This is a genomic window from Sphingomonas sp., assembly GCF_019749955.1.
Lineage (GTDB): Bacteria > Pseudomonadota > Alphaproteobacteria > Sphingomonadales > Sphingomonadaceae > Sphingomonas.
In genome coordinates this window covers 1-19,025 of sequence record NZ_JAIEPC010000044.1, presented here as the reverse complement: position 1 = coordinate 19,025, position 19,025 = coordinate 1, and the positions used below count along the sequence as shown (strand labels likewise).

The 19,025-nt window shown below is 64.3% G+C and carries 22 protein-coding genes; 21 read left to right on the top strand and 1 reads right to left on the bottom strand.

The genetic code is table 11. The features are described 5' to 3' along the window. The 18 genes from K2W81_RS10470 to K2W81_RS10385 all read left to right on the top strand — a co-directional run. Window positions 1-175: VIT1/CCC1 transporter family protein (locus tag K2W81_RS10470; protein WP_366932234.1), on the top strand; the 175-nt coding region annotated here is incomplete at its 5' end. A 62-nt stretch (window positions 176-237) separates the two neighbouring features. Next, entirely contained in the window at window positions 238-945 is a 708-nt protein-coding gene (locus K2W81_RS10465) for a CoA transferase subunit A (RefSeq protein WP_294104055.1), read from the top strand. Next, window positions 942-1,481 carry a hypothetical protein gene (locus K2W81_RS10460; RefSeq protein ID WP_294104054.1) on the top strand — a complete coding sequence of 180 codons (540 nt, stop codon included), beginning with the start codon at window positions 942-944 and terminating at the stop codon, window positions 1,479-1,481. Before K2W81_RS10465 ends, K2W81_RS10460 begins: the two co-directional genes overlap by 4 nt. A gap of 2 nt (window positions 1,482-1,483) precedes the next feature. Next, window positions 1,484-2,131: a CoA transferase subunit B gene (locus K2W81_RS10455; RefSeq protein ID WP_294104053.1), complete on the top strand. Its 648-nt coding sequence runs from the start codon at window positions 1,484-1,486 to the stop codon at window positions 2,129-2,131. Between the two features lie 264 nt (window positions 2,132-2,395). After that, window positions 2,396-2,797: a hypothetical protein gene (locus K2W81_RS10450; RefSeq protein WP_294104051.1), complete on the top strand. Its 402-nt coding sequence runs from the start codon at window positions 2,396-2,398 to the stop codon at window positions 2,795-2,797. 70 nt (window positions 2,798-2,867) lie between these two features. Beyond that, the gene (locus K2W81_RS10445; protein WP_294104049.1) at window positions 2,868-3,341 is read left to right on the top strand and encodes a hypothetical protein; all 474 of its coding nucleotides are present in this window, start codon (window positions 2,868-2,870) and stop codon (window positions 3,339-3,341) included. A 116-nt stretch (window positions 3,342-3,457) separates the two neighbouring features. Next, window positions 3,458-4,126, top strand: a complete 669-nt coding sequence (locus tag K2W81_RS10440) for a ferritin-like domain-containing protein (RefSeq protein ID WP_294104044.1) — start codon at window positions 3,458-3,460, stop codon at window positions 4,124-4,126. Window positions 4,127-4,157: 31 nt separating this feature from the next. Further along, window positions 4,158-5,120, top strand: a complete 963-nt coding sequence (locus K2W81_RS10435; RefSeq protein WP_294104041.1) for an NAD(P)-dependent oxidoreductase — start codon at window positions 4,158-4,160, stop codon at window positions 5,118-5,120. A gap of 124 nt (window positions 5,121-5,244) precedes the next feature. Beyond that, a complete protein-coding gene (locus tag K2W81_RS10430) occupies window positions 5,245-6,096 on the top strand; it encodes an N-acyl homoserine lactonase family protein (RefSeq protein ID WP_294104039.1) in 852 nt (283 codons plus the stop codon). A 67-nt stretch (window positions 6,097-6,163) separates the two neighbouring features. Continuing rightward, entirely contained in the window at window positions 6,164-7,165 is a 1,002-nt protein-coding gene (locus tag K2W81_RS10425) for an NADPH:quinone oxidoreductase family protein (RefSeq protein ID WP_294104036.1), read from the top strand. Window positions 7,166-7,224: 59 nt separating this feature from the next. Continuing rightward, the gene (locus K2W81_RS10420; RefSeq protein ID WP_294104056.1) at window positions 7,225-7,545 is read left to right on the top strand and encodes a DUF1476 domain-containing protein; all 321 of its coding nucleotides are present in this window, start codon (window positions 7,225-7,227) and stop codon (window positions 7,543-7,545) included. 4 nt (window positions 7,546-7,549) lie between these two features. Continuing rightward, entirely contained in the window at window positions 7,550-7,783 is a 234-nt protein-coding gene (locus K2W81_RS10415) for a BolA family transcriptional regulator (protein ID WP_294104035.1), read from the top strand. 10 nt (window positions 7,784-7,793) lie between these two features. Further along, window positions 7,794-8,126, top strand: coding sequence for a Grx4 family monothiol glutaredoxin (gene grxD / locus K2W81_RS10410; protein ID WP_294104033.1), 333 nt, complete (start codon window positions 7,794-7,796; stop codon window positions 8,124-8,126). Between the two features lie 25 nt (window positions 8,127-8,151). Next, window positions 8,152-9,429, top strand: a complete 1,278-nt coding sequence (locus K2W81_RS10405; RefSeq protein ID WP_294104031.1) for a glycosyltransferase — start codon at window positions 8,152-8,154, stop codon at window positions 9,427-9,429. A gap of 294 nt (window positions 9,430-9,723) precedes the next feature. Beyond that, the gene (locus tag K2W81_RS10400; RefSeq protein WP_294104030.1) at window positions 9,724-10,092 is read left to right on the top strand and encodes a BlaI/MecI/CopY family transcriptional regulator; all 369 of its coding nucleotides are present in this window, start codon (window positions 9,724-9,726) and stop codon (window positions 10,090-10,092) included. Next, window positions 10,089-11,621 carry a M56 family metallopeptidase gene (locus K2W81_RS10395; RefSeq protein ID WP_294104028.1) on the top strand — a complete coding sequence of 511 codons (1,533 nt, stop codon included), beginning with the start codon at window positions 10,089-10,091 and terminating at the stop codon, window positions 11,619-11,621. The genes K2W81_RS10400 and K2W81_RS10395 overlap by 4 nt, the downstream gene beginning before the upstream one ends. Before the next feature lie 114 nt (window positions 11,622-11,735). Next, entirely contained in the window at window positions 11,736-12,587 is an 852-nt protein-coding gene (locus tag K2W81_RS10390; RefSeq protein WP_294104026.1) for an MBL fold metallo-hydrolase, read from the top strand. Then, entirely contained in the window at window positions 12,572-13,288 is a 717-nt protein-coding gene (locus K2W81_RS10385) for a hypothetical protein (RefSeq protein ID WP_294104023.1), read from the top strand. The genes K2W81_RS10390 and K2W81_RS10385 overlap by 16 nt, the downstream gene beginning before the upstream one ends. Before the next feature lie 130 nt (window positions 13,289-13,418). Here K2W81_RS10385 and K2W81_RS10380 read toward each other — a convergent pair whose 3' ends face one another. Next, window positions 13,419-14,792, bottom strand: coding sequence for a peptide MFS transporter (locus K2W81_RS10380; protein WP_294104020.1), 1,374 nt, complete (start codon window positions 14,790-14,792; stop codon window positions 13,419-13,421). 116 nt (window positions 14,793-14,908) lie between these two features. On the opposite strand from K2W81_RS10380, the gene K2W81_RS10375 reads away from it, so the two are divergent. From K2W81_RS10375 to K2W81_RS10365, 3 genes are all read left to right on the top strand, one after another. After that, the gene (locus K2W81_RS10375; protein ID WP_294104018.1) at window positions 14,909-15,679 is read left to right on the top strand and encodes a hypothetical protein; all 771 of its coding nucleotides are present in this window, start codon (window positions 14,909-14,911) and stop codon (window positions 15,677-15,679) included. 53 nt (window positions 15,680-15,732) lie between these two features. Beyond that, on the top strand, window positions 15,733-16,737 hold the full coding sequence (gene nadA, locus K2W81_RS10370) for a quinolinate synthase NadA (RefSeq protein WP_294104016.1): 1,005 nt from the start codon (window positions 15,733-15,735) through the stop codon (window positions 16,735-16,737). 71 nt (window positions 16,738-16,808) lie between these two features. Beyond that, window positions 16,809-19,025 (top strand): polysaccharide deacetylase family protein (locus K2W81_RS10365; RefSeq protein WP_294104014.1); only part of this gene is annotated, 2,217 nt, incomplete at its 3' end.

The following is a 19,025-nucleotide window of genomic DNA, read 5'->3' as shown; positions in this document are numbered from 1 at the left end:
GCTCGAAATCGGGATAGCGGCGGGCTCGATCGTGTTTCTGGCAGCGCTCGGGATCGTGGGCGCGCGCGCGGGCGGGGCGCCGGTGCTGCGGGCGACCATTCGCGTCACTTTCTGGGGCGCGATCGCCATGGCGATCACGGCAGGCGTCGGATTGCTGTTTGGCGCGGCCGGATAAGTTGACCCGCGCTTGTCGCCGGGATTAAGCGACGAGAAATCAACCCGACTCCGGGAGCGACCATGAACAAGCTCTACCCCAGTGCCGCCGCCGCGCTTGATGGCGTGTTGTTCGACGGGATGATGATCTGCGCGGGCGGTTTTGGCCTGTGTGGCATCCCCGAACGGCTGATCGACGCGATTCGCGATGCGGGGACCAAGGAGCTGACGATCGCCAGCAACAATGCCGGCATCGACGGCGAGGGACTCGGCAAGCTGCTGCGCACGCGGCAGGTGAAGAAGATGATTTCGTCTTACGTCGGCGAGAACAAGGAATTCGAGCGGCAGTATCTGAGCGGCGAACTGGAAGTCGAATTCTCGCCGCAAGGGACGCTCGCCGAGCGCTGCCGCGCAGGCGGCGCGGGCATTCCCGGGTTCTACACCAAGACCGGCGTCGGCACGCTGGTCGCGGAGGGCAAGCCGGTGATGGCATTCGATGGTGAGGAGTATATCCTCGAACGCGGCATTCGCGCCGACCTGTCGATCATCAAGGGCTGGAAGGCGGACGAGGCAGGCAATCTGATTTTCCGCAAGACCGCGCGCAATTTCAACCAGCCGATGGCAACGGCAGGCAAGGTCTGCGTCGCTGAAGTTGAGGAAATCGTGCCGGTCGGGAGCTTCAATCCCGATCAGGTGCATTTGCCCGGCATCTATATCAACCGACTGATCCTCGGCGCGCCCTATGACAAGAAGATCGAATTTGTGACGACGCGCGAGCGGGCGGCGGCGTGATCGACGCGAAGGTCCTTCTTGGGGCGACACTGCTCGCCGCGCTGCCGGTCCCGCTCGCCGCACAGCAGGCTCCGACGGCCAGCGCACAGGCCGACGACAGCGCGACGATCGATAGTGCGATTGCGGCGCTCTATGCGGTCATTTCCGGTCCGCCGGGGCCGCGCGATTGGGCGCGGTTCAAGGCGCTGTTCGTCCCCGAGGGGCGGCTGGTGCCGGTGAGCGACGCCGGCCCGCGCATCCTGACCCAGCAGGACTATGTCGAGCGCGCTGGCCCGGCCTTTGCCAAGGACGGCTTTTTCGAGACCGAGATTGCGCGCCGCACCGAACTTTATGGCAATGTCGCGCATGTCTTCTCGACCTATCAAAGCCGTCGCACGGCGACTGGCGCGCCGTTCGCGCGCGGGATCAATTCGATCCAGATCGTGCGCGTGGCGGGCAAGTGGCGGATCCTGTCGATCACCTGGCAAGGCGAGACCCCGGCTTTCCCATTGCCCGATGCCTATCTGCCGACCAAGCCCGCGCCGCAGGAGAAATAAGTATGCCCTGGACTCGTGACGATATGGCCGCGCGCGCGGCAAAGGAATTGCAGGACGGTTTCTACGTCAACCTCGGCATCGGCATCCCGACGCTTGTCGCAAACCACATCCCCGATGGCATGGACGTGACGCTCCAGAGCGAGAACGGGATGCTCGGCATCGGGCCGTTTCCGTATCCTGAGGACGTCGACCCCGATTTGATCAATGCGGGCAAGCAGACGATCTCCGAATTGCCCTCGTCGGTGTTTTTCAGCTCGGCCGACAGCTTCGCGATGATCCGCGGCGGGCATATCGATCTGACCGTGCTTGGCGCGATGGAAATCAGCGAAGGCGGCGACATTGCCAACTGGATGATCCCGGGCAAGCTGATCAAGGGTATGGGCGGGGCCATGGACCTCGTCGCGGGCGTCAAGCGCATCGTCGTTGTCATGGAACATACGTCGAAGAACGGCGACCCCAAGTTCATCCCCGCCTGCACGCTGCCGCTGACGGGCAAGAATGTCGTCGACATGATCATCACCGATCTGGCGGTGTTCCACCGGCCCGATCATGCGAGCCCGTTCGAGTTGATCGAGCTGGCCCCCGGCGTGACTGCCGCGGATGTGCGTGCCAAGACCACCGCGCATTATGTCGAGCGCGTCGCGGCTTAACGGCGTCACTGCCTCCCGAATCAAGATCGAAAATGAGTGCGATTGTGCCGCGCCTGCGGGGCGCGGATTGTGCCGAGTCGCGTGCATCGATCGCGCGCGGGCCGCATACAATTGCAACCGAAACGACCCAGATTGCCCTTCGTCTCGTGCCCGCCCCTGATTAACAAAAATGCGCCAGTGCAGCGGTTTACGCATTACTGCATCGGTATCAGGCGGACTTGGCCAACGCGCGTGGCGGGTTCTTGGCATCTAGGAGAGTGATCGATGAGCTTCACCAATCCAACGGTCTTCATCCAGCTCTGGGTGGACACAAATTCGGTGCAGAACGGCACCGAGAACGGCGTTTACATCGTCGACAACCGCGTCTCGAACGGCAGCACCAATGAAGGATCGACCAATCTGGGCACCAATGTCACCCAGAATTCGGTGATCCAGTGGAATGTGTTCAACATCGACCCGACCAGCGCCGACACACCAATGCTGACCGCGATCGGCAACGCGAGCGTATGGGGCGCCAGCGGACAGCCGCAGTTGCAGGGCGATGGCTCGTTCATTGGCCAGGCGCAGGCGACGGGGTCGGCGGGCTATCAGATCACGTTCAACGTCCAATCGTCGGGCGGATCGGGTGTTACCGTCAATGTCAGCCCGTCGATGAATGTCCACTGATCGTCGTCCACCGCGCGCCAAAGCAGCGCGCCTTGCTCGTCCCCAAAATCCAAGGAAGCGAAAAATGATGATGAACCAGAAACTCCTGGTGGTTGCACAACAGCCGATCCTCAAGCCGCAAGTGTCGATCGTGATCGCGGTCGATTGTGCCTATGTTGCCGCCCAACAGGGCAGAAATATCAGCACCGGCGTCTATATGATGGACAATATGGCCAATAATGGCAGCACCAACGAAGGCAATTTGGAATTGAGTTCAGTGGTGCCGGTCGGCTCGCTGATTGGGTTCAATTCGGTGCCAATCGATCCGACTGCGGGCACCGTGGCCATTACCGGTTTCACGGTGAGCCAGGGCAGCGTGTTCGGGTCGCAAGGCTATCCGCAGCAGCAGCCGCCAATCGGCAGCGAGCCCGCTGGCGCCTATTGGATCGGCCAGGCGATGAATGCCGGTAGCCAGACCTATCAGATCCAGATCAAGGTGACGGTCGGGACAATCCGGCCGATTTCTTACTTCATCAACTGGGATCCGTTCATCACGGCAAAATGATCATGCGAACCAGCGCCCGACGCGGCAGAGCCACGTCGGGCGTATTGCCTGACAGCTTGCCCTCGGCTGGGCGCAGACGCGTTGCCTGTGGGGGCTGCGCGGCGTAGGGCGGCGCCATGTTCAACATGTTGCGTCAGCGTTATCTCGACATCCTCGCTTCGGTGTACATTTACAACGAGCACCGCGGCTATACGAGCATCGACCGCGTGCTGGAGGCCGTGCGCGCCTGTTGCCCCGATGATCACCAGTTTATCGCCGAGGTCGAAAAGCACCGCGCCGACGAACGCAAACATTATGTGATGTTCAAGCGCTGGTTCGAGCTGAAGGGCAGCCGTCCGTTCAAGGTCGACCGCACTTGCGGCCATATCGACCGCTTTGTCGAAATTATGTTCGGGCGCGGGATCGACGCGCTCGATACCCAGGCGATCATCGCCAACAAGGACCAGTTCGAGCGGCTGTGCCGGGTGATCATGCTCACCGAACAGCGCGGGATGCGGCAAGTCGATGTGCTGCTCAAATCACCGCTGGTGAAGTCCGACCCCGTCATGATGAAGATCTTCCGCATCATCGAGCGTGACGAGCCGAGCCATTGGCAGCCCTATCAAGCATGGCTCGAACGTACCGGACGCAAGCCTGCGTCGTGGATCGAGCGGGCGGTTGATTTCTGGATTCACCGCGAATTGCTGCTGTTCAAAATCCCTGCGCTTTACCTCAACCCCTGGCTCGGGCGGCAAAGCGACTGGGCCGATGCGGGCGAAGTGCCGACGGGTGCGTTCGCGGTTTGAAATCGTAACATTGCCCGGTTAGGGCAATGACATGCGTGTCTTGCTAACAGGATCGTCGGGGTGGCTGGGCCGCTATATCGCGCCACAGCTGCGCGCCGCCGGGCATCAAGTGACGGGGCTCGATCCGGCGCCGGGCGCCGACACCGATGTCGTCGGCTCGGTCGCCGACCGCGCGCTGATCGGGCGCATCTTCGCCGATGCCGGGATCGAGGCGGTGATCCATTCGGGCGCGCTGCACAAGCCCGACATCATTCGCTATCCGACACAGGCGTTCGTCGATGTGAATGTCACCGGCACGCTCAACCTGCTCGAAGCAGCCGTCGAACATGGCGTGCAGCGATTCGTCTTCACCTCGACCACGTCGCTGATGATCTCGGCGGCGGTGCGCGCCGGCGCCAGCGACCGCGCGATCTGGCTCGACGAGGGCTTCGCGCCGCTCGAACCGCGCAACATCTATGGCATTACCAAGCTCGCCGCCGAGCAGATTTGCCGCCTGTATCATCAGCGCCACGCGCTGCGCTGTATCATCCTGCGCACCGGGCGCTTCTTCCCCGAGGAAGATGACACCGACCTGACGCTGTCAGGCGAGAACAACAAGGCGAACGAGTTCTTGAACCGCCGCCTGACGGTCGAGGATGCAGCGGCGGCGCATCTGGCGGCGCTCGATCGCGCGCCGACGCTGGGCTTCGACCTGTTTTTGGTCGCGGCGCCGACGCCATTCGCGTCGGCCGATGTCGTGCCGCTCAAGGCCAATGCCGCGACCGTTGTGGCGCGTTATTTCCCGGATGCACCAGCGCTTTACGCGGCGCGCGGGTGGGAGCTGCCGATGACGATCGACCGCGTTTATGATTCGCGCCGCGCCGAAAAGATGCTCGGGTTTCGCTGCCAGACCGATTTCGCCGCCGTGCTGCAGGCGATGCGCGACGGCGCGCCACTGCCGTACGCGCATGAAGCAGGCTATGTCTCGCCGCTGGTGAGCGGGACGATGGCTTGATCCAGGGCGGATTTTGCGCGTCTTCGCCGATTTGGGCGCTTCCATCGCCCGCGCCAAAGGCTTAAGCCGCAATCGACGCAGCGATGCCAACAGGCGGCGCGTCGGGTCGTACGGGGGATGATCGATGAAGCGCGCGTTGGTGATGTTGGTGGCAGGTACCGTTCTCGCCGGGGCCTGCGCCTTTGCCGCGAGCGGCAAGCCGCCCGCCGAGATGAAGCTGTGGCGGCTCGATTGCGGTGCGGCGCAGGTCAACGATCTGAACGTGTTCAACGACACGCGCGCCTTCCCTGCCAAATCCAGCATGCGCTTCACGTCGAGCTGCTATCTGATCAAGCACGGCGATAGCTACTTGCTGTGGGACACCGGCCTGTCGACCGCGCTGAAGGGCGTGCCAACCAACGACAAGGACCCGATCTCGGCAACGCTGACGGTGACGATCCCCGAGCAGCTCGCGAAGATCGGGGTCAAGCCCAGCGATATTTCGATCATCGGCATCAGCCATTATCACTTTGATCATACCGGTCAGGCAGGCGCGTTTCCGCAAGCCAAATTGCTGATCGGCAAGGGCGATTATGACTCGCTTGCGGCCACGCCGCCCAAGAACGGCGCCGATCCGACGCCGCTGAAGAACTGGATCGGCGGCCCCGGCGCGAGCGAACCAGTGGCGGGCGACAAGGACGTGTTCGGCGATGGCAGCGTGACGATGATCGACCTGCCGGGACATACCCCGGGCCACCATGCGCTGTTGCTCAAGCTGCCCAAGCTCGGGGCTGTGCTGTTGTCGGGCGATCAGGTTCATTTGCGCGAGAATTTGCCGATCGATGGCGTGCCGACCTTCAACTATGATCGCGCCCAGACCATTGCGTCCTATGACCGCTTCAAGAAGCTGGCGGCAAACACCAAGGCCTTGGTGATTATTCAGCACGACGCGCGCGACATCCCCAAGCTGCCCGCTTTTCCTGCCGCCGCTGAATAGTGACGGGCTTGCCGCGCCCGCTGGAGCGCGGCAGGGGAAGCGATAAGAACAGCAACGGGAGAGCGTGATGCGGGCATTGTTATCGAAAGCGCCGGGCGGCCCCGAAACGCTGGTGATCGACGACTTGCCCGACCCCGTTCCCGGCAAGGGGCAAGTGCTGGTCGCGGTCAAAGCCTGTGCGATCAACTATCCCGATGTGCTGATCATCGAGGACAAATATCAGTTCAAGCCCGCGCGCCCCTTCGCGCCGGGTGGCGAGATTTCGGGTGTGGTTGAAGCGCTGGGCGAGGGCGTCACCTCGCTCGCGGTCGGCGACCGGGTGCTCGGCACGATCGGTCATGGCGGGCTAGTCGAGAAAGTCGTGAGCGATGCGGCGCGGCTTTACAAGCTGCCTGAGGGGCGCTCGTTCGAGGAAGGATCGGCGCTGGTCCTGACCTATGGCACGACGATCCACGCGCTGCTCGATCGCGGGCATTTGAAGGCGGGGCAGACGCTCTTGGTGCTGGGCGCCGCGGGCGGTGTCGGGCTCGCAGCCATTGAGCTTGGCAAAGCCTTTGGTGCGCGCGTGGTCGCAGCCGTGTCGTCGGAGGAAAAGGCGCAGGCGGCGCGCGAGGCAGGCGCCGATGTCACGCTCGTCTATGGCCGCGCACCCTTCGACAAGGACGCCTCGAAGGCGCTGGCGGATCAATTCAAGGCGGCGCTTGGCCCCAATGGCGCCGATGTCATCTATGATCCGGTCGGCGGCGATTATGCTGAGCCCGCGCTGCGATCAATCGCGTGGGAAGGGCGTTACCTCGTCGTGGGCTTCCCGGCAGGCATTCCGCGCCTCCCGCTCAACCTGACCTTGCTCAAAAGCTGCGACGTGTGTGGTGTGTTCTGGGGCGCCTTTGCCGCGCGCGACCCGGAGGCCAATCAGGCGCATATCGATCATCTTTTCCGGCTGTGGGCGGAAGGCAAAATCCACCCGCGCGTCACCGAAGTGTTCGATTTCGCCGATGGCGGTGCCGCGATCGCCAAGATGGCGGCGCGCGGCGCGATCGGCAAACTCGTGGTCCGCGTCGCGGCTTAGTTGCGAACGCGCACGCGGCGCCCTATTTGCTCAACACCAACCTATCCGGAAAGATGCCGATGACCACTTTCGATGATCGCGAACGCGCTTTCGAGACGCAATATGCGCGCGAGGAGGATCTTGCCTTTCGCGTGACGGCGCGCCGTAACAAGCTCGTCGCGCATTGGGCGGCAGGGCTGATGAAGCTGACGCCCGAAGAAGCCGATGGCTATGCCAAGGCCGTTGTCCAGGCCGATTTCGAAGTCGCGGGCGACGAAGATGTCATCCGCAAGCTGATCGGCGATCTGACCGCGGCGGGCGTCGACATCGACGAGACGGCGGTGCGCCGCGCGCTCGACGAGCAGGCGACCGAAGCGCTGCGCCAGTTGAAGGCGGGCTGAGCCGATGCCGATGCCTGCCGCCGAGATCGAGGCGCTGATCCGCGCCGGGATTCCTGACGCGCAGATCGAGATCACCGACCTGGCCGGCGACGGCGACCATTATGCTGCGCGCGTCACCAGCGCCTCCTTCCAAGGCATGCCGCGCATCAAGCAACATCAGGCGGTCTATGCCGCGCTCGGCGGGCGCATGGGGGGCGTCCTCCACGCGCTGCAACTGACGACTGCCCTTCCTGACTGAGGACCAAACCATGACCGACGAAACCCACGCCCGCATTGCCGACCTTGTCGAAAAAAACGACGTGCTGCTGTTCATGAAGGGCACCGAGCTCTTCCCGCAATGCGGCTTTTCGAGCAAGGCAGTGGCGATCCTTCAGCATTTGAATGTCGGCTTCGAAACCGTCGACGTGCTGCAGGATCAGGGCATTCGCCAGGGCATCAAGGCCTTTTCCGACTGGCCGACGATCCCGCAGCTCTATGTGAAGGGCGAATTCGTCGGCGGCTCGGACATCATGATGGAGATGTTCGAATCGGGTGAGCTTGCGCAGCTCTTCGAAGTCAAGGGTCTGGTTGGCGCGCACTAGATCACAACAACGGGGGCGCTGAACAATGCTGTTGCAAAAGGGCGGTTTCCCGCAGCCGCTTGGCGCACCCTCGCCGATGCTGATCTGTGATCTGACGCAAAGTTGGTCGGCAAAGGCCGGCGGCGGCGTCGGCACCTATATGAAGGCCAAGCGCGACTATGTGCTGGCGCATACGCCGCACAGCCTGCTCCAGATCGTGCCGGGGGCGGAAGACAAGATTGTCGTCGACGGCCGCCATATCTGGGCCGAAGTCGGTGCCGATCCGGTGAGGGGCAGCCCCAACTACCGTTTCATTCTGCGCACCAAGATCGTCCGCGAAATTCTGGCGCGCTATCGCCCCGCGATCGTCGAATCCCTCTGCCCCTGGGTGTTGCCCTGGACCGCGATTCATCATCGGCGCGCGTTTCCCGAAACCGCGCTGGTCGCAGGCTACAGCACCGATTTCCCCAATGCGCATGTCTTTCGCGTCGCGCAAAAATTGTTCGGCACGCCGATCGGGCGCGGCTTCCAGTGGCTGTCCTATGGCTATGCCGAGATCACCTATCGCGAGTTCGATTGGGTTTACACGCTGTCGGAGGATATTCGCGGCGTGCTGGCGCGGCGCAAGATCCACCGCACGAGCGTGCTGCCGCTTGGGGTCGACATCACGCGTTTTCATCCGTCGAAGCGTGATCCGGGCTATCGCGCCGAGCTTGGCTTGCCCGGCGACGGGCCGCTGCTGATTTACGCGGGGCGGCTCGACAATGAAAAGCGCGCGCAGATACTGATTGAGGTGATCCGCCACTTGTCGCCGTCGCTCGGCGCCGCGCTGGTGCTAATCGGCGACGGCAAACGCCGCGATGATATGATGGCCGATGCGGCGGGGCTGCCGATTGCCTTTCCGGGATTCGTGGCTGATCGTGGGCAGCTCGCCCGGGCGCTGGCATCATCGGATATTTATGTCTCCGGCATGGCCGACGAGACCTTTGGCATTTCGATCGTCGAGGCGCAGGCATCGGGCCTGCCCGTGGTCGGCGTCGCGAGCGGCGCGATGATCGACCGCATAGCCGAGGGGCTGGGGCTGCTCGGGCCGGTCGATGATGCGGCGGCGATGGCGCGCAATGTCGAGGCAGTCTGGCAGGACAATCCGCGCGCGATTGGTGCTGCCGCGCATCTCCATGCGCAGCAATTCAGCTGGGATCGCACGTTCGAGCTGTTGTTCGATGATATCTATCCGCGCGCGCTGTCGCATGCGGCCTTGCGCGCACGCACCGGGCGGCGGGCAGCGGATCGCGCGCATCTGGCGGCAATGGCGGCGGGCTGAGTCGCGGCGTTGGCGGGTGCCGGGTGGGGCGGATCGACGCGATACCGGAAAAACAGTCGATCCGCCCGCTGAAGCGGCATGCCGCTCGGCACACCACTAGTAATGCAGCCTGCGTGCCAAAGTACGAAAACCTCAGTTTTTCGATAGGTTGAATGGTTAACGACCGCGCGCCACAGCGGCTGAGTGTAAGCTTTTCCGACGGCCCCATGGACTGTATCGCTCCACCACCACACAGGCTATTGACTACAGGCGTAATCAATGCGATTACGGGCGTAGTCGATAGGGAATTTGCGCATGACCGAACGAATCAGCGACGCCGAACATATGGTGATGGAAGTGCTCTGGGATCAGGCACCGCTGTCGGCGCAGGATGTGGCCGAGCGGATCGGGTCGGCGCGCGATTGGAGCGCCAACACCGTCAAGACGCTGCTCGGCCGCTTGCTCGCCAAGAAAGTGATCGGTCACGAAGAGGATGGCCGCCGCTATCTCTACCGCCCGCTCGTCGCGCGCGAGGATTATGTGGCGGGCGAGTCGCAGCGGCTGATTGATCGGCTGTTCGGCGGCAAGCTGACGCCGCTCGTTGCGCATCTGGCCGAACGCGACCAGCTGACCAGCGGTGACATTGCCGAGATTGAAGCGCTGCTGAAGGCGCTGAAGCAATGATCGCCTGGGCGATTGAGGCGCTGATCGCCTCCACCTTGCTGATGCTGCTGGTGCTGGTGCTGCGCGCGCCGGTGCGGCGCGTGTTTGGTGCGGGCGTTGCCTATGCGCTGTGGCTGTTGCCGGTCGTGCGGCTGCTGCTGCCGCCGCTCCCCGCTGACTGGCAGCCGAGCGCTGCGGCGCCAATCAGCCGCGCGGCCGAGCAAGTCACGGTGATGTTTGTCGACATGGCCGGCGCCGCGCCGACGCGCGATGTGGCGGCGGCGCCCGATTATGGCCCCGTTTTGCTCGCGATCTGGGCGATTGGCGCGGTCGGCTTCATTGGCTGGCACCTGATCCGCTACCGCCAGTTTGTGCGGTCGATGCTCGCCGATGCCCGCGCGACCGTGTTCGGTCCGGTGCGGGTGATCGAAAGCGACAGCGCGAGTGGCCCATTGGCCTTCGGCATCTGGCGCAAATACGTGGCGTTTCCGAGCGACTTCAAGGAGCGTTACGACGCTGACGAACAGGCACTCGCGCTCGCACATGAACTGACGCACCATGCGCGCGGGGATCTGATTGCGAACTGGGTCGCGCTCGTGGTGCTTGCGCTCCACTGGTTCAATCCGATCGCCTGGCGCGCGTTCCGGGCGTTCCGCGCTGATCAGGAAATGGCGTGTGATGAGCGGGTGCTGGCGGGTCGCGCGGCCAATGTCCGCCATGCCTATGGCCGCGCAATCGTGAAATCGGCGCATGGCGGGGCGGTGTCCGCTGCCTGCCATCTGCACACTATCAACGAACTCAAAGGGAGATTGAGGATGTTGTCGAAGGATCGTGTTTCGAAGGCGCGGCTCGCGAGTGGTGCCGCAGCGGTTGCCGCCGTTGCGCTGGTGTCGCTCGCGCTGACCGCATCGGGCACCCAGGCCGCTGAGCGGTTGCGCAGCCAGGTGAAGGCGTCGATCGGCGTCGATCTGGCGCAGCTCGATGCGCCCAAGGCTCCGGTTCCTCCCGGCGCTCCGCAGGCCGCCGATCTGCCGCCGCCGCCCAAGCTCGCCGAAGCGCCGCCCGCGCCGCCCGCCAAGCCCGAAGCGCGGCGTCACACCAAGATCATCATCCGCACCAAGGACGGCAAGGTTGAGACGATCGATACCGAAGGTGAGGACATCGACGCCGAACTCGCCCGCGTCATGCCCGAGAGCAAGATCCGCGTGATGGTGCCTGACGTGATCGAGGGCAAGTGCGCCGACGCCGACGGCAAGCCGCTCGTCAAGAATGAACGCAGGGACGGCAAGCAGGTGATCATCATCTGTCGCAACCGGATCGAGCGGCTGGCCAGCGACGCCAAGTGGCAGGCCAAGCGCGCGGAGATCGTTATGCTGCGCGCGGGTGAGATTCAGCGACATGCCCGGATGAGCGCGCTCGACAGCGTGCGCGCGGCGCGGGCGGGCATTGTCGCCAATCGCGACATGTCTGAATCGGCCCGCGCTGCCGCGCTCAAGGGTATCGATCAAGCGATTGCAGAGCTTGAGGCCGACGCCGCCAAGGCGAAATGACCTCAACCGGCCCGGCGGACTTGCCCATCCGCCGGGCCGGACGTTGGTTGAAGAGCCCGGCCAACGGCCGGACATGGCTTGAGTTACCCAGGGCGAAGGGCCATGTGACGGGCCATGGAATCGCCCCCCACCGGCGCGCTGGTCGCGCTCGATCCGCTGGTCGCGCGGGTGCTTGCGCCCAATCCGTCGCCGTTCACTTCCACCGGCACGCAGACGCATCTGGTCGGCACCGAAGACCTCGCCGTCATCGATCCTGGTCCTGATGATGCGGACCACATCGCGGCCTTGCTCGCGGCGATTGGCGGGCGGCGCGTTTCGGCGATCGTCATCACCCACACCCACCGCGATCACAGCCCCGCCAGCCGCGCGCTGGCGGCGGCGACCGGCGCGCCGATTGTGGGGTGCGCGCCGCTGGTGGTGGATATGGGCGGGCGCTCGGACGCAGCGTTCGATACTGATTATGCCCCCGATCTGGTGCTGGCCGATGGCGAAAGCGTGACGGGCGCGGGGTGGACCCTCACCGCAGTGGCGACGCCCGGCCACACCTCCAACCACCTCGCTTTCGCGCTGCCCGAGACCGGCGCGCTGTTTTCGGGCGATCATGTGATGGGGTGGTCGACGACGGTGGTGATGCCGCCCGATGGCGACATGACCGCGTTCATGGCCAGCCTTGCCAAGCTTCAGACGCGTGACGACACCGTCTATTATCCCGCGCATGGTGATCCGGTGACCAATCCGGCGCAGCACGTCCGCCATCTGATCGGTCACCGCAAGGCGCGCGAAGGCCAGATTTTGCGCGCGCTCGAAGCCGCACCGACGACGATCCCGGCAATGGTTGCGTCAATGTATGCGGGCGTCGACCAAAGGCTCTGGCCAGCAGCGGGTGGATCGGTGCTTGCGCATCTGATCGACCTCGAAGGGCGCGGTATCGTCGCCCGCGACGTGGACCAATGGCATCGGCGCTGATGCCCGCCACCCGGCGCTGGCTGATTGTTCTGGCGGTGGTGCTGGCGGCGGCGGCGATCGTCTTCCTCGCCTATGACCGGTACCGCGAACGCTATGCGGTGACCGCGCCCGATGAGGGCGGGGCGCCGATCACGACGCTCATCTCGGCGCGGATGGCGGGCGCGAGCGCGCTGAAGGTCGCTTCCTTGTCGGGGACGATCCAGAGCACTGCATCGGACATTCGCGGCTTCGGCTGGTTGCGATCGGATCAGGTCGTGAAAATGCCCTATTCGGTCGATTATTTCGTCGAAGTGGCGCGGATCGGGCCGGGCGACATCGAATGGTCGGACGCGACGCGCACGCTGATCGTCGAGGCGCCCGATGTCGCGCCAGCGCCCGCCAATATCGACGAAGCGCGCCGCAGCCTCGTCAAGACGACCGGCATTTTCGTCACGCGCAAGGCGGCTGAGGATTTGGCGCTGCGCACCTCGATCCACGCGACGGCAAAGGCGAATGCGGTGGCGTCGTCGCCTGCGCGGATGGCGCAGGCGCGTGAGCTTGCGCGGCAGGCTCTGGTCAAGCTCTACGCCAATCCGCTGCGCGCGCTCGGGCATGGGGATGCGCGGGTGATCGTAACCTTTCCCTCCGAACGGCGGCGGATAAACGGCGAGCAATGGGACATGTCGCGCAGCGTCGAGGATGTGCTGAACAACAAATTCTAGGACCTAATGTCACCCCACTGACCCGTTCGTTTCGAGCGCAGTCGAGAAACAGGCCACGAGCGCCGCACACCGTGTCTCGACTTCGCTCGACACTTACGGAGAAGGGGTACCCTACCCGAGGTCGTTCCGTTTACGCGCGCTCATCCAGCAGCGCGCGGATCGGTCTGCCGAGCGCGACTAACGCCAGTCCACCGCCGCCGACGATCGCCGCGTGCAGCAGCCAGAATTGCGATGCCGATAGCGTCTCGTACAAACCGCCGAGCCGACCGCTGATCGTGCTCGCGAAAAACGTCGCGAGATAATTCACCCCGAGCAAGGTGCCGCGCAGCCCCGTAGGACTCCGCGTCGCATAGAGCGCGAGCGCGATCGGCGTGAAATAGAGCCAGCCGATGTTCGACAACAGATGAAACGCGACTGCCCACAGGATCGGCGCACGCCCGTCAGCGCCCGCGACCAGCGGAGCGAGCGCCAGCCATGCGGTCGCTCCGGCAAAGATGAAGCAACCAATCGCCATCTTGCCGAGATCGTCGGGTTCTTGCCCCTTCGCCGCTTGTCGCTGCCACAGCGCGAGGAAGAAGGGCATCACCAGCACCGGCGCGAGTCCGTCGAGTGCCTGCAACCACGGCACCGGCACCTGAAAGCTGCCGATCCCCAAGCTCACATGATCGCGCACCCATAGGTTATAGACGTTCCAGACCTGCGACTGGGCGATCCAGAAAGTGATCTGCAGCGGCCAGACAATCGCGAATCCCAGCAGCCGCCGCCGGTCGCGCGCGGTGAGCGGCGCGCGGGCTTCGCGCGGCACACGGCCCGTCTCGGCGGGGAGCAGGCCCTGTCCCGCGACATAGACGCCAAGCCCGATCATCATGCCCACCGCCGCAAAGGCGAAGCCGGTGTGCCAGCCATAAGCGACCGCCAGCGCGCCGGTGATGATCGGCGCAATGAACGCGCCGATATTGATGCTGACATAATAGAGCTGGAAGGCGTCGGCCGAGCGCCGGTCGCCCTCTTCGTAGAGCGACTTCACTTGCGCGGCGAGATTGCCGCGCAGCATCCCCGCACCGATGATCAGCAGCAGCAGCGCGATCAGAAAGCTTTCGTCGAACGCGAGGCAAATATGCCCCGCCGCCATCGCCAGCCCGCCAATGATCACGGCCACGCGCCGCCCGGTGATCCGGTCGCCGATCGCCCCGCCGATCACCGGCGTGAAATAGACCAAGCCGACATAGAGGCCGAAGGTTTGCGCCGCGAGCGCCTGCACCGACAGCGGGCCGGTGATGCCTTCGACGATTCCCCGGAACGTCGCGAAACCCGTGATCTTTTCGATATGCCCGGGCAGCAGCAATTGCCCAACCATGTACAGCACCAGCAGCGCCTGCATGCCGTGGAACGAAATGCGCTCCCAAAGCTCGGTGCCTGAAAGCACCCACAGCCCGCGCGGCTGATCGAACATCGACGCGCGCGGCACGGTATCGGCAGGGGCGGGAAAGGCGGTTTCGGCCATCGGGTCAGGCTTGCACGCACCCGAACCCTTGGCAAGGCGCGGGCGCGCCGCAGCGCAGCGCATTGAGTCCGATCGGCGCAGCGGGTATCGTCGCTCCGGGGAATGGGGGCATCATCATGGCGACACTGGCTGAACCGCAGCGCATCGAGCAGAACGACGATCGCTTTTTCCTGACCATGGCCTTCGTCATGGCGGGGGTGGTCGTGCTGGGCTTCGGCCAGTTTGCCGCGCGCGGGCTGTCTACGTTCAACCGCCCGCCGATTGTGCACGCCCATGCCATCATCTTCATGGGCTGGGTGGCGATTTACGTCGCGCAAAACTGGTTCGCGACGCGCGGGCCGATTGCGCTCCACCGGCGGCTCGGCTGGTTCGCGCTCGGCTGGCTCGCGCTGATGTTTTACTTCGGCACCGCCGTGACGGTGATGAATGTGCAGGCGGGGACGGTGCCGTTCATTTTCCAGCCGCTGCATTTTCTGGTGTTCGATCCCTTGTCGTTGATCGGTTGCGCGGCGCTGATCGGTGCAGGGATTAGCCAGCGCACACACACCGGCTGGCACCGGCGGCTGAATTATTGCGGCATGGCGCTGCTGATGGGGCCAGCCGTTGGCCGCATCCTGCCGATGCCGCTCCTCATCCCCTGGGCCTATCAGAGCGCGTTTTTCACAGTGCTGATCTTTCCGCTGATTGGCATGATTGCCGATTGGCGGCGCGACGGGCGGGTTCATCCGGCGTGGTTCTGGGGCCTCGGCGGGATGATCGCGACCGAAGCGCTGACCGATGCGATTGCCTTCACCCCCGTCGGGCTATCGCTCTATCAGGCGGTGACGGCGGGGACGCCGGGCGCGGCAATCGCGCCGCTCGGCTTTCCACCTTTCCCAGCGGGTTGATCCTGCGGGCGTGCGGGGCCATGTGAGCCGCCGACACTGCGAGGGGAAATGTCATGAATGCGCCGCACCGCGAAAGCCTGGTCGGACTCGATCTGCGTGCCGAAATCGACCGGCTGCGCAAGGAACGCAATGCGGTGATCCTCGCGCATTATTACCAAAAGCCCGAGATTCAGGACATTGCCGATTTCGTCGGCGACTCGCTCGACCTGAGCCGCAAGGCGCAGGCGACCGATGCCGATGTCATTGCCTTTTGCGGCGTGAAGTTCATGGCCGACACCGCGAAAATCCTGAGCCCCGAAAAAATCGTCGTGCTGCCCGATCTGAATGCCGGGTGCAGCCTCGAAGACAGCTGCCCGCCGGATAAATTCGCGGCGTTTCGTGCGGCGCACCCCGATCACATCGCGCTGACCTACATCAACTGCTCGACCGAAGTGAAGGCGCTGAGCGACGTCATTGTTACCTCGTCGTCGGCGGAAAAAATCCTGAGCCAGATTCCGCTCTCGCAGAAAATCATCTTCGGCCCCGACAAGCATCTCGGCGGCTATCTCGCGCGCAAGACGGGCCGCGAGATGCTGCTCTGGCCGGGCGTGTGCATCGTCCACGAAGCCTTCAGCGAAACCGAGCTGTTGAAGCTCAAGGCCAAGCACCCCGGCGCCCCGGTGGCGGCGCATCCCGAATGCCCACCCTATATCCTCGACCATGCCGATTATGTCGGCTCGACCAGCGGCATCCTCGCCTATGCCAGCGACATGCCCGGCGACACGCTGATCGTCGCGACCGAGCCGCACATCATCCACCAGATGCAAAAGGCCGAGCCGGGCAAGAATTTCATCGGCGCGCCGGGGGCTGACGGCAACTGCAACTGCAACATCTGCCCGTACATGGCGCTCAACACGATGGAAAAGCTCTACATCGCATTGCGCGATCTGAGCCCACGGATCGAGATTGAGGAAGGGCTGCGGCTGCGCGCCAAGAAATCGCTCGACGCGATGCTGGCGATGGCGAGCGGGACGGTGGGCTTGGGCGATCTGGGGCCGGTGCCGGTCAGCGGTGATTGAGGCCTCGTAATTTGTCGGCGCCGGGCGGTTGGGATAATGGCCGCGCCGCAGTAAGCGAGTAACGGACCCGCATGGACCAACCGATATTCTTCGATCCGACGGGTGCGCGGCGACGCTGGACGGGGCGGGGTTTCTGGTCGGTGATCGGGCTCGCCGTTTTTGCCGCCGCCGTCTTCATTCTGACGCTGGTCAACGTGCCCAGCAAAGGCGATCTGCCGCTGGCGTTTGAGCGTGCCCAACCGGCGCCGCTCAGCCGCCAGATTTCGACGCTGCGCAATCGGCTGGATCGCTGGCTGCCGCGCGGCAAGCCGGCCGCCGGGGCCAAGCCGGTGACGATGGCTTTCTATGTGCCGTGGGACCCGTCGAGCGCCGAATCGCTCAGCCGCAACATCGGCGCGATCGACATATTGGCGCCGGTGACGCTGTTCGTGAACGGCCCGGCCCATGCGCTCAATGCCACGCAAGATGCACCGCTCGCGCGGATATTGGCCGGGGCGCAGCGCCGCCCGACAGTGATGCCGCTGGTGCAAAATGCCCAAAATGGTCAATGGGACAGCAAGGGCGCGGCAGCATTATTCGCCAGCAAGACCGCGCGCGCAACGTTCCTCGCCGCGCTCAAGGCGGAGGTGACCGCGCACCGCTGGGCGGGCGTGGTGTTCGATTTCGAATCGCTGCCGCCCAGCGCGGTGCCCGCCTATCGCCAGCTGATCAAGGAAGCCAATGCGGCGTTCGATCCGATCAACGCATCGGTTTATGTGACGGTGCCGGTCGGCGATCCGGCATGGTCGCCGCGCGCCTTTGCCGCAGTCGCCGACAAGATCATCCTGATGAACTATGATTTGCATTCGGAAGCGGGTGATCCCGGGCCGATCGCGCCGCAGGCCTGGTATGTCGATAATCTCCGCCGCGCGCTGGCTGAAGTGAAGCCCGACCGGATGATCGTCGCGGTCGGCAGCTATGGCTATGACTGGCACGGGGATGTCGCCGACCCGCTGACGGTCGAGGAAGCATGGCTCGCCGCGCACGACAGCGATGCGCCGCCGGTGTTCGATCCGGTCAGCGGCAATAGCGGCTTCGGCTATGAAGAAGGCGGGGTGCGGCATCAGGTCTGGATCCTCGATGCCGCCGCCATGTGGAATGAGTTGAAGGCACTGCGCGCGAGTGGGCTCGGCAGCATCGCGCTGTGGCGGCTCGGCAGCGAGGACCCCGGCGTCTGGTCAGCGATTGCGGCGTTTCGAGGCGGCACCTTGCCGGACTTGCGGCGGATCGATCAGGTTACCAACGCCGACGTCGAGTCCTCGGGCGAAATCCTGCGCATCACCGCGACACCGCGCAGTGGCGCGCGCACCTTGCGTTTTGACGCTCAGGGGCTGATCCGCGACGAGCAATACGACGTTTTGCCGACGCCCTATGTCGTCAAGCGTACAGGGGCGATGCCCAAGCTGGTGGCGTTGACCTTTGACGATGGCCCCGATCCCAGCTGGACGCCGCCGATCCTCGATGTGCTCAAGCGCGAGAAAGTGCCCGCCACCTTTTTTGTGATTGGCGAGAATGCACTCGCCAACCCGCTGCTGCTCCAACGGATGGTGCGCGAGGGGCATGAGCTCGGCAACCACACCTATACTCATCCCAATCTCGCGCTCGCGTCGACCCCCATCACCAAGCTCGAGCTCAACCTCACCCAGCGCTTGATCGAAGCCTATACCGGGCACTCGACCCGGCTGTTCCGCGCGCCCTATTTCGGGGATGCCGAGCCGACGACGGCGGATGAATTGCTGCCCGCGCTGATCGCGCAGGGGCAGGGCTATACCGTGGTCGGATTGCACGCCGACCCCGGCGACTGGAAGCGCCCCGGCGCGCAATCGATCGTCGACCAGACGGTGGCGTCGGTTGAGTCAGCGACTCCCGAAAGCTCACGCAACATCGTGCTGCTCCACGACGGCGGCGGCGATCGCGCGCAGACGGTGGCGGCGCTTCCGGCGTTGATCGATCGGCTCCGCGCCGACGGCTATCGCTTTGTGCCGGTCTCCACCCTCGCGGGGCTGAACCGCGAGGCGGTGATGCCGACGATCAAGGGCTCTGATCTGGCGGCGGTGCGCGCCGATGTCGGTATCTTCCTGTTGCTGGCCGGAACCCAGTGGCTGTTCGGCTGGATGTTCGCGCTGGCGATTGGCATCGGCATTGCGCGCGCGGTGATCATCGCTGGTGTGGCGCTGCTGCGCCGCCGCCGCACCACGCCGCCGGAAGCGAGCCATCAGCCGCCGGTGTCGGTGATCATTCCTGCGTTC